At 44.0% G+C, this 1,036-nt stretch carries 1 protein-coding gene; it reads left to right on the top strand.

Annotation, left to right across the window (positions count from 1 at the left end):
* Positions 1-22 precede the first annotated feature (22 nt).
* A complete protein-coding gene (locus IRJ16_RS22795) occupies positions 23-997 on the top strand; it encodes an integrase core domain-containing protein (RefSeq protein WP_194114230.1) in 975 nt (324 codons plus the stop codon).
* The last annotated feature ends 39 nt before the right edge of the window (positions 998-1,036 follow it).

Here is a 1,036-nt window from a genome sequence, read left to right as displayed (position 1 = left end):
AAAAGAGTTAAGCTAAAACGTTATGCGGAACATTAATAATGACCTTACCCTAAAGCGGAACTATCTAAGTAAGTATCGCTTCCTGATCAATGAGTATGAACAGGTAAAACGAGGAGAACATCCGACCTTTCGTTTTGCCAAGGATTTTTACTCAGCACACGATACTGACCCGCGAAGTTTCCTGAAGTATTACAACCGTTTTAAGTATTCAGGGGATGAACTTGACCTTTTGCCCGGCAAGCGCGGACCTAAATACAGTACCAGACGCCCTGTGCCGGAAGATGAGCAGCAAGTGCTTGAACTGCGCTTGAGAGGTTGCAATAAATTCGAGATAGCTGACCAGATCAAACAAAAAGCTAATAACTTTAAGCCATCACCATCCGGTGTTTATAACATCCTGAGACGTTATAACAAGAACCGTTTAACAACAGGTGATAAAGAAATAAAGCGAAAGATCATCAAAGAGCGTATGGGTGAGTTAGGACATATCGACTGTCATCACTTAAGTAAAAGTGTGATCAGGGGGCAGAACAGGAAGCTTTATTTACTTTGTGTGATCGACGACCATTCGCGCTTGGCCTGGGCTGAAGTAATGGAAGACATCACCTCTCTAACAGCGATGTTCACGGCCATGCGCTGCATGCAGGCACTCAAAAGAGAGTTCGGTATCCAGTTCGAGGAGATCATCGCGGATAACGGCCCGGAGTTCGGAACATCGACAAGTATCCAAAAAAGAAATCACCCTTTTGAACGAATGCTGATCGAGACCGGTATCAAGCGCCGTTACATGAAGCCTTACCGCCCACAAACGAACGGTAAAGTTGAGCGCTTCTGGCGAACGCTTAAAGAGGACCTCATCGAAGAAACAGATTTTGACAGCCTTGAAGAACTGGAAGACGAACTGCTAAAATATCTCGTTTACTATAATTGGGAGAGGCCACATCAAGGTATCAATGGTAAAAAACCTATCGACATGGCAGCCCTAAACAACAAATAAACACACCTGATTCTATTGCTGAATTACCTAACCCTTACA

Source organism: Mucilaginibacter myungsuensis (genome assembly GCF_015222005.1).
GTDB lineage: Bacteria > Bacteroidota > Bacteroidia > Sphingobacteriales > Sphingobacteriaceae > Mucilaginibacter > Mucilaginibacter myungsuensis.
The sequence above is the reverse complement of the archived record's forward strand: the minus strand, read 5'-3'. Positions and strand labels throughout refer to the sequence as shown.